This is a genomic window from Streptomyces triticagri (genome assembly GCF_003429565.1).
Taxonomy (GTDB): domain Bacteria; phylum Actinomycetota; class Actinomycetes; order Streptomycetales; family Streptomycetaceae; genus Streptomyces; species Streptomyces triticagri.
The window spans coordinates 1-4,563 of record NZ_QUAK01000168.1; the positions used below are offsets into that span (position 1 = coordinate 1).

Here is a 4,563-nt window from a genome sequence, read left to right on the forward strand (position 1 = left end):
ACCGGGGCCCGCGCCCGGGCCGACGGCCGCGGCGAAGCCGGCCGGACCGGACGCGCCCGTGGTGGACAGCGCGAGGGCCGCCTTGCCGATGGCCCGCGCGACCAGCGCCCGATCGCCCACGGCGCCCGCCGCCGACTCGTCGGCCCAGCGCTCCGCCCCGTACTCGACGGCTGTCCGCAGCGGCAGCAGGAACGGGTTCGCCCGCGCGGCCAGGCGCACGGCGAGCAGATAACAGTGGTGGCGCCCGGCGAGATGGGCCCGCTCGTGCGCGAACAGCGCCCGCCGCTCGCGGGACGCCAACTGCCCGAGCAGGCCCGTCGTGACCACGATCCGGCCCGGGTGCGCCGCGGCCGGCGGCAGGGCGTAGGCGCCCGGCCGCTCGTCCCGCAGCACCGCCACCGGTGCGGCGGGCAGCTCCTCGATCGCGCGATGCGCATCACGCGCGCCGCGCAGATGCCGGCGCAGGGTGCGGCCGCAGGCGACCGCCACCACGGCGAGGGCGGGGATCGCGGCCTGCCCGAGCACCTCGTCGTACGGGACGGCCGCCCGCACCTCCGGGTCGGACCAGCCGTCGGGCAACGGGTTGCCCGGCAGCGTCGCCGTACCGACCACCATGAGCAGCGCGAGGCACAGTGTGCTGCACAGCGCCATCACCACCGCCACCGAGGTGAGCAGCCGGGTCGCGGTGCGCGGATGCAGATGATGCTCGGCGAGCCGGGCGACCGGCCAGGCGGTGAGCGGCAGCACGAGCGGCAGGAAGACGAAGACGCCCATCGGGCCGGGCCTAACGCTCGCGGACGGACGACGGCGGCCCCTCACCGGTCCCGCCGCCTTCACCGCCCTCTTCCGCGCGGTCGAGGAGAGCACGCAGCAACTGCTCGTCGCCCGGCGGCAGCGCGGTGACGAAATTGGCGAGCACGGCCCGGCGGTCCCGCTCGCCGTCCAGGACCTTCCGCATCCGCAGCGCCGCGAGGCCCGCCTCGTCGGCCGCACCGGTCCAGACGAAGGCGCGGCCGTCGCGCTGCCGGGTCACCGCGTTCTTGGCGAGCAGCCTGGTCAGGATCGTCATCACCGTGGTGTACGCCAGATCGCCGCCGATCCGCTCCTGCACCCAGCCGGCCGTGACCGGCCCGTCCGCGGCGCCGAGCGCCGCGAGCACCTGCGCCTCCAGCTCGCCCTGACCCCGCCTGCGGGGACGGCTGCGCCGGTCGTCGCCGCGCGTCATCGCCCGCCTCCCTCCGGCCGCGTCCCCGGCTCCGGGCAGCAGCGGGGAGGCGGCCATCGTACGCGGCCGCAACCGCACCGGAGCGCGGGCGGAACGGCCGCCGGCGGCCGTTCCGGAGGCGGCCCGCGAGGCGGTGGCGCGAGCGGGCCGAACGTCGCATGGAGTAGTCGAACAGGCGCTCAGCGCGACGGGATCGAGCGGCGACCTTAGCGTCAAAAACGCCCCTCTCCATACATTCCGTACCGGAACAGGAGTCTTCATGAAGCACGTTCGTCGCGCCGCGGCCGCCGCGGTTCTGACCGCGGCCATGATCGTCCCGACCACGGCGGTGGCGCAGGCAGCCACCACTGCCGCGCCGCAGGCACAGCAGGCCGCGCCGTCCGACTGCTGGTGGGTGGACGGGCACTGGGTCTGCGGCCCGCACCACCACGACCACGACCTGCTCGACCTCGACGCCGACCTGGACCTCGACCTGCTCTGACGGGCGGGCCACGGGACGGCCGCTCGGGCCGGCCCGGGACGGCGCACAACCGGCGGGCACCGGAAGGGAATTCCGGTGCCCGCCGGCCCCTTTTCCCCGGTCCCACCTCAGGAGACGGGCTCATGTCCCTCCCGCCGCGGACCGCCCGGCCTACGGGAAGGCCGGCCAGCGCCGCGAGAGGGCGGGCGGGACGTCAGCGATTGCCTTGGCGGCGGGCCTGGGCCTTCTGCTGCATCCCGCGCGTCTTCGCCGAGATCGACTTCACCTCGGGGCTCGTGCTCTTCATCCGGGCCTGAGCCGCGGAGATCTTCGCGTGCTGCGGGTCCTTGGGGTGGTTTCGCTCCTTGGCCATGGTGCAGCCTCCTCCTCGCCGGGCGCCGGAGACGAGACCGGTCGGCGCCCGTACTCCACTGTCGCCCCGCGTCCGGCGATCGGCATCCGCAACGATCCGACCTGCGACTTCGCCCCGTTAACTCCTGCGGCTCAGCCCCGCTCAGTACCGCTCCACGAGATGCTCGCGGCCGGCCGGAGGCTCGTACGACTCGGGCCAGAAGTCGGTCTGCGAGGTGATCCGGCCCGCCGCGTCCCCCGTGAAGAAGGCGATGCCGTACATCTCCTCGAGGCCCACCGTGAAGTGGGTCCAGGTGACGACCTGGTCCCCCTCGGCCACGATCCGCACGATGCGCAGCCGCCAGTCCCCCGGATACTCCTGATTGAACCGGAGGAAGGCGGCCCGCCCCGCTATCCGCTCGCGCGTCTGCGGCAGGTCGTACACCACGTCCTCGGCGAGCGCGGCCTCCACGGCCGCCCAGTCGCGTGCGTCCGCCGCCGCCCAGTACGTCTCGACCGTGCGGCGCAGCAGGCTCGTCCCAGCAGAAGAAGTCATGTCTCCGAGTCTGCCTCCCGCCACTGACAATCCGCCCCATCGGGTTTGATGGACGCATGAGTGACGTACAGCCCGCGCACGACACAGAGACCACGCCCGGAACCACGCCCGGAACCCCGCCCGGCACCGCCGACCTGCCCGACTGGGAGAAGCGCTTCCGGGCGCCCCGCGTCTCGCTGCCCGACTGGGCCGAGGACGCACCGGACCGCTCGCTGTTCGTCTCGAACGCGACGGGGACGTACGAGCTGTACGCCTGGGACCGTACGACCGGCGAGCAGCGGCAGGCCACCGACCGGGACAACGGCACCACCGACGGGCTGCTGACACCCGACGGCCGCTGGATCTGGTGGTTCGACGACACCGACGGCGACGAGTTCGGCGTGTGGAAACGGCAGCCCTTCGAAGGAGGCGAGGACACCCCGGCCGTGCCCGGGCTCGCCGCCTCCTACCCGGCCGGCCTCGCCATCGCGCGCGACGGCTCCGCGATCGTGGTGGGCCGCTCGACCGACGAGGACGGCTCCACGGTGCACGTCGTACGCGGCGACGGAGACCCCGTCGAGATCTACCGGCACCGCGAATCGGCCGGTGTCGGCGACCTGTCGCACGACGGCGCCCTGATCGCCGTCGAGCACACAGAGCACGGCGACGCGATGCACTCGGCGATCCGCGTGGTCGACCTGGACGGCCGCGCCCTCGCCGAACTCGACGACACCAAGGGCGGCACCGAGGAACTCGGCCTGAGCGTCCTCGGGTTCGCCCCCGTCGCCGGCGACACCCGGCTGCTCGTAGGGCACCAGCGGCGCGGCCGCTGGGAGCCGATGGTGTGGGACGTGGCCTCCGGGGTGGAGACCGACCTCGCCCTCGACCTGCCCGGCGACGTGTCCGCCGAGTGGTATCCGGACGGCTCGGCGCTGCTGATCGCGCACAGCTTCGAGGCCCGCAGCGACCTGTGGCGCCTCGACCTCGCGACCCGCGCGCTCGAGCGCATCGACACCCCGCCCGGTTCGGTCTCCGGCGCGACCGCCCGGCCCGACGGGACCGTCGAGTACCTGTGGTCGTCGGCCGCCGAGCCGCCGCAGGTCCGCACGACCGCGGGCGGCGTCGTGCTCGACCCGCCCGGCCTGAAGTGCCCCGGCTCGGTGCCGGTCGAGGACGCCTGGGTGGAGGGACCCGGCGGGCGGATCCACGCGCTGGTGCAGAAGCCGGCCGGCGAGGGCCCGTTCCCCACCGTCTTCGAGATCCACGGCGGACCGACCTGGCACGACAGCGACGCCTTCGCGGCCGGCCCGGCGGCCTGGGTCGATCACGGCTACGCGGTCGTACGGGTCAACTACCGTGGCTCGACGGGCTACGGCCGCGACTGGACCGACGCCCTCAAGCACCGGGTCGGCCTGATCGAGCTCGAGGACATCGCCGCGGTCCGCGCCTGGGCGGTCTCCTCCGGCCTCGCGGACCCCGCGAAGCTGGTGCTCGCGGGCGGCTCATGGGGCGGCTACCTCACGCTCCTCGGCCTCGGCACCCAGCCCGGCGACTGGGCCGTGGGCCTGGCCGCGGTGCCGGTCGCGGACTACGTCACGGCGTACCACGACGAGATGGAGGCGCTGAAGGCGATGGACCGCACGCTGCTCGGCGGGACGCCGGAGGAGGTGCCGGAACGCTTCGCTGCGTCCTCGCCTCTCTCCTACGTCGATGACGTACGGGCGCCGGTGTACATCTCGGCGGGGGTGAACGACCCCCGGTGCCCGATCCGGCAGGTGGAGAACTACGTGGACCGGCTGGCCTCGCGGGGTGCGGTGCACGAGGTCTACCGGTATGACGCGGGTCATGGCTCCCTGGTCGTCGACGAGCGCATCAAACAGGTCCGCCTGGAGATCGACTTCGCGAGCCGCCACCTGCGGTGAGCAGGCCCCTCCCCGCCCCTTCCCGAAAGTCCTCAATCGCCGGACGGGCTCTATCAGAGCCCGTCCGGCG

The 4,563-nt window shown here is 73.9% G+C and carries 6 protein-coding genes; 2 read left to right on the plus strand and 4 right to left on the minus strand.

Going from position 1 to position 4,563, the window contains the following annotated elements:
- A partial coding sequence (locus DY218_RS25575) for a M56 family metallopeptidase (protein ID WP_147336171.1) occupies positions 1-774 on the minus strand: 774 nt, incomplete at its 3' end.
- Between the two features lie 10 nt (positions 775-784).
- On the minus strand, positions 785-1,225 hold the full coding sequence (locus DY218_RS25580; protein ID WP_128558505.1) for a BlaI/MecI/CopY family transcriptional regulator: 441 nt from the start codon (positions 1,223-1,225) through the stop codon (positions 785-787).
- A 259-nt stretch (positions 1,226-1,484) separates the two neighbouring features.
- On the opposite strand from DY218_RS25580, the gene DY218_RS25585 reads away from it, so the two are divergent.
- On the plus strand, positions 1,485-1,706 hold the full coding sequence (locus DY218_RS25585) for a hypothetical protein (RefSeq protein WP_128558506.1): 222 nt from the start codon (positions 1,485-1,487) through the stop codon (positions 1,704-1,706).
- Positions 1,707-1,899: 193 nt separating this feature from the next.
- On the opposite strand, the gene DY218_RS34340 is transcribed toward DY218_RS25585, so the two are convergent.
- Both DY218_RS34340 and DY218_RS25590 read right to left on the minus strand, forming a co-directional pair.
- Positions 1,900-2,058 carry a hypothetical protein gene (locus DY218_RS34340; protein ID WP_158574116.1) on the minus strand — a complete coding sequence of 53 codons (159 nt, stop codon included), beginning with the start codon at positions 2,056-2,058 and terminating at the stop codon, positions 1,900-1,902.
- Positions 2,059-2,199: 141 nt separating this feature from the next.
- On the minus strand, positions 2,200-2,592 hold the full coding sequence (locus DY218_RS25590; RefSeq protein ID WP_128558507.1) for a nuclear transport factor 2 family protein: 393 nt from the start codon (positions 2,590-2,592) through the stop codon (positions 2,200-2,202).
- Positions 2,593-2,648: 56 nt separating this feature from the next.
- Between DY218_RS25590 and DY218_RS25595 the strand changes: the two genes are divergently transcribed.
- The gene (locus DY218_RS25595) at positions 2,649-4,493 is read left to right on the plus strand and encodes a S9 family peptidase (RefSeq protein WP_128558508.1); all 1,845 of its coding nucleotides are present in this window, start codon (positions 2,649-2,651) and stop codon (positions 4,491-4,493) included.
- Positions 4,494-4,563: the final 70 nt, after the last annotated feature.

Coding starts and splice junctions, on each gene's coding strand:
- DY218_RS25595 (WP_128558508.1), top strand. CDS start 2,649: ATGAGTGACGTACAGCCCGCGCACGACACAGAGACCACGCCCGGAACC.
- DY218_RS25585 (WP_128558506.1), top strand. CDS start 1,485: ATGAAGCACGTTCGTCGCGCCGCGGCCGCCGCGGTTCTGACCGCGGCC.
- DY218_RS34340 (WP_158574116.1), bottom strand. CDS start 2,058: ATGGCCAAGGAGCGAAACCACCCCAAGGACCCGCAGCACGCGAAGATC.
- DY218_RS25590 (WP_128558507.1), bottom strand. CDS start 2,592: ATGACTTCTTCTGCTGGGACGAGCCTGCTGCGCCGCACGGTCGAGACG.
- DY218_RS25580 (WP_128558505.1), bottom strand. CDS start 1,225: ATGACGCGCGGCGACGACCGGCGCAGCCGTCCCCGCAGGCGGGGTCAG.